This window comes from Falsiroseomonas sp. RANM36 (assembly GCF_056682175.1).
In genome coordinates this window covers 361,327-365,315 of record NZ_JBWXTD010000004.1, presented here as the reverse complement: position 1 = coordinate 365,315, position 3,989 = coordinate 361,327, and the positions used below count along the sequence as shown (strand labels likewise).

Genomic DNA, 3,989 nt, shown 5'->3' with positions numbered 1-3,989 from the left:
GGGCGGCGGGGGGGGCGGCGGCCGCCGCCGCCGCGTAGCCGTCCGACCAGCGCTCCATCGCACCCGCGAGCCGCAGCGTGCGATGGCCCTCCAGCAGCTCGATCGCCAGCACCTCGCGCGCCTGGCCCGCCTGGGCGGCGGCGTTGATGGCGCGCTGCGCGGCGCCGCGCGTCGCGACGAACAGCAGCGCGAAGGCGAGCGCCGAGACGACGGGCACCACAGCGATCCAGCCGCCGAGCGCCAGCAGCAGCGCCAGCACCAGCAGCGTGAAGGGCAGGTCCAGCACGGCCAGCGCGAAGGCGCCGGTCAGCATCTCCCGGATGCCGGCGAAATCGCGCAGGCGCGAGACCTGCGCCGCGGTGCCGGCGCGCTCCACCAGCGCGGCGGGCAGCGCCATCAGCTGGCCGAACACGCCCTCCGGCACCAGGCGGTCCAGCCGCTCGCCGATGCGTGCGAGCGCGCGCTGGCGCAGCGCCCGGAAGCCGACTTCGCCGAGGGCGGCCAGCAGCACGCCCGCCACCAGCATCTCCAGCACGTCGGCCTGCCGCCCGGTGACCACCAGGTCGAAGACCAGCATGGTGAAGACCGGCACGGCGAGACCGAGCAGCGCAACGAGCGCGGAGATGCCGAGCAGCAGCGGCATCGCCGGCGCGAAGCGGCGGAACACGGCGCCGGTCCAGCTTTCGCGCGCGCGCACGGGCTCGGGCGCGCAGGGGATGTAGAGCGTGCCGGACAGCCGGCGGGCGACGCAGGCGCCGGCATGTCCCGTTGCGCCGTCGAACAGCAGCACCTCGCCGGCGGCGTTGCGGTAGAGCACGCAGGCGGGCTCGCCCGGACGCAGCAGCAGGGCGGGCAGGCGGCGCGGATCGAGCCCGCCGCGGCGCAGCCGCTCCGGCCGCGTCGGGAAGCCGAGGCGGCCGAGCGCGTTGCGGATGTCCGTCAGGTCCGGGCGTGGCTCGGCATGGGGCAGGGCGGCCAGGACGTCGTCCGGCCCGCCATCCCAGCGCAGCACGGCGAGCAGCGCCACGAGGCAGCGCGAGAGATCCGTCTCCGCGAGGCCCGGCGGATGCGCGGCGCGCAGCAGGCCGGGCCGCGTGCCGGTGATGCCGGCCGGCGGGTCGGCGACCGGGGGCTGGACGAAGGCGTTCACGTCGCGGGTTCCAGCTGTCCGCCGGCCAGCCGCAGCACACGGTCCGCGCGCGACAGCGCGGAGGGGCGATGGCTGACCAGCAGGATCGTCGCGCGGCCCGCAAGCTGGCCGAGCACGCGGCCGAGACGCGCATCGCCCTCGGGGTCGAGCTGGGAGGTGACGTCGTCCAGCAGCAGGATGCGCGGCTTGCGCGCCAGGGCACGGACCAGGCCGATGCGCTGCATCACGCCGCGCGGCAGCGGCATGCCGCCGGTGCCGACCGGCGTGTGCCAGCCGCCGGGCAGCCCGGCCGCGACGGCATCGAGCCCGAGCGCGGCGGCGAAGGCGAGCGCGCTTTCCTCGAACGCCGCCTCGCCGAGGGTGAGGTTCTCGAGCAGCGTGCCGGCCACCAGCGCCGGGTCGGGCGGCACCAGGGCGATGGCCTGCCGCGCGGCCAGATGGTCGTGGCGCGCGAGGTCCCGGCCGTCCACCAGCACGGCGCCCGCGGCAGGGCGCGCCTCCCCGGCGATCAGCCGCAGCAGGGCGGAGCGGCCGCTGCCATTCGGGCCGGTGATGCCGAGGAACTCGCCCGGCGCGACCGCGAGCGAGAGATCCTCGAACAGGTGGCCGCCGCCGATCAGCGGGCCGAAGCGGATGCCGCGCAGCGCGATCGCGCCCTGGCGCACCCGAAGCGGCGGCAGGTCCGGGCGGGCTTCCTGCGGGAGCAAAGCGAGCTCCGCCATGCGACGCCGCGCATCGGCCAGTGTCTGCCAGCGCACCCAGAGCGCGATGCCGCCGAGCAGCGGCTGCATGGAGCGACCGGCCAGCATGACGCAGGCGCTGAGCCCGCCGACCGTCAGCGCGCCGTCCAGCACCATCAGGCAGCCCCAGGCGGCGGTCGCCACGGTGGCGAGATGGGCGAAAAGGAGCCCGCCCTCCTGCGCGGCGGCAACCGCGCCGGTGAGCCTGCGGCGGAGCGCGGCCGTGCCGCCCTGCAGCCTGCCGTAGCGCCGCTCCAGCAGCGGCTCGGCGCCGAGCAGCTTCAGCGCGTGCAGGCCCTGCAGCACGTCGAACAGGAAGTTGAAGCGCCGCTCCTCCGCCGCGGCGAGGCGCTCCGCCCGCCGTCGCACGCGCCGCCCCACCGCCCAGCCCAGCAGCAGCACGCAGAGCAAGAGGCTGGCGGGGGCGACGGCGAGCGGGCCGCCGATCAGCGCGATGGCCAGCAGGTAGAGGCCTGCGAAGGGCAGGTCGAGGATCGCCTGCAGCGCCGGGCCGGACCAGGCCTCGCGCAGGGTGCCGATCGCCGCCAGTCGCTCGGAATACCAGCCATTGCCATGCGCCTCGAAGGCGGGGGCGGGAGTGCCGGCGATGCGCCGCATCGCGGCGGCCGGGGCGCGCGCCTCGGCCACCGCGGCCAGGCGGCCGAGCACCTCGGCCCGCGTGATGCGGAGCAGGAGTTCGAGCGCGATCGCTGCAGCGACGCCCAGGGCGATGAAGGCGAGGGTGCCCGTCGCGGCCTGCGGCAGGATCCGGTCATAGACCTGCAGCAGCGCGATCGGCAGCGCCAGCGCCAGCAGCGTCAGGAGGAGGGTCGCGAGCAGCAGCGCCGGCATGGCGCCCGCGCCATGCCGCGCGACGGCCATGCGCAGCGGCGCCGCAAGCCAGCGCGGGTCGGGCGCCGCCCCTGGCCGCGGACGGGGACCGGCGGACGGCGCAGGATGCGGGATCTGGGCAGGCTGCACGGGCGGCACTCGTCGCACGGCGCCGACCGGGAGCGGCGGCGCGGGCGGGAGGTTACGCCGCCGGTCCTAAATGGAGGTGAATCCCGGTTGCGGCGACGCCGCCGTCGCGCCGCGGTGGTCCGCCGCCCCCGCCGGCGTTCAAGCCGGGACCATGAAGTTGGCGGCGGCGGAGGCCCGGCCGATCAGCGCCGCGAGCGCCGGGTCCTCCTGCCCGCGTTCCGCGGTCAGCGCCTCGATCGGGCAGAAATACTCGTGCGGCTGCGGCACCTGCCCGCGGGCCACCGACTGGTAGTGGCGCTGCTTGAGCCCGTAGAGCACGCGGATGTCGCGCACGGGGAGGACCAGCGGCTCGGTCGGCTCGTCGCGCAGCAGCCGGATCAGGTGCCAGCGCGGCGTCGGATCGTTGGGTTCCGCCGGCTCCAGCATCCAGCGGACAGGGCAGGCCACCAGCAGCGAGGAGGTGGAGGGGGCGAAGCGGGCCCGCTTGTCCTGGAGGTTCTGCACCGAGCCGCAGGCCTCGATGCAGAGGATGTCGGCCCAGCGGTCGGCGGGATCGGGGCTGAAATGCAGCCAGAGCCCGTCGGGAATGGTCCGGAAGGTGTTGCTGCCCGGCAGCTTCAGGAAGGGCTGCCCGAGAATGTTGGCGTCGCCCGGCCGGGCCCGGAGCCAGGTGCCGGACTGGCGCTGGGTGCGCGGGGCGCCGGGGGGGCGCTGTGGCCATTGCCGCAGCCGGCGCCGGACGAGTTCGTCGAGCGGCCGCGACGTGTGGACCAGCAAGGCATCGCGCATCGGTTTAGATCCTCCGTGGAATATCAACCATACGTAGAACAAAACCAGGGACTCAGGCTGGCATCAAGGGGTTTGTGCGGCGTCCGTTAAGATTTTGCGCGTATTGGTTGATTTCTCTGTCCGGTAATGCGCGCAAAGGGGCTGTCGTTTGGACTCGTCCAACCCCACAGGAGCGGACTCGCTGCATGGGATTCCCCGCTGCTGTTTTGTTATGATTCAGTGAATTGCGTGATGTTTCTGAGGTCCGATGGGAGCATCATGCCCGTTCCGGGCCGTACGGGACGGCGCGGAATCAGAAAGGCCCTGCCCGCCGATGGCGGACAGGGCCT

Annotated in this window: 3 protein-coding genes; all 3 read right to left on the bottom strand. The window is 74.6% G+C overall.

The window, feature by feature from the left end:
• Positions 1–1,150: ABC transporter transmembrane domain-containing protein (locus AC1MIR_RS15505; RefSeq protein ID WP_480029092.1), on the bottom strand; the 1,150-nt coding region annotated here is incomplete at its 3' end.
• On the bottom strand, positions 1,147–2,742 hold the full coding sequence (locus tag AC1MIR_RS15500) for an ATP-binding cassette domain-containing protein (protein ID WP_480029091.1): 1,596 nt from the start codon (positions 2,740–2,742) through the stop codon (positions 1,147–1,149). The genes AC1MIR_RS15500 and AC1MIR_RS15505, both read right to left, overlap by 4 nt.
• A gap of 267 nt (positions 2,743–3,009) precedes the next feature.
• Positions 3,010–3,660 (bottom strand): hypothetical protein, encoded by a 651-nt coding sequence (locus AC1MIR_RS15495; protein WP_480029090.1) that lies wholly within the window; start codon positions 3,658–3,660, stop codon positions 3,010–3,012.
• Positions 3,661–3,989 lie beyond the last annotated feature (329 nt).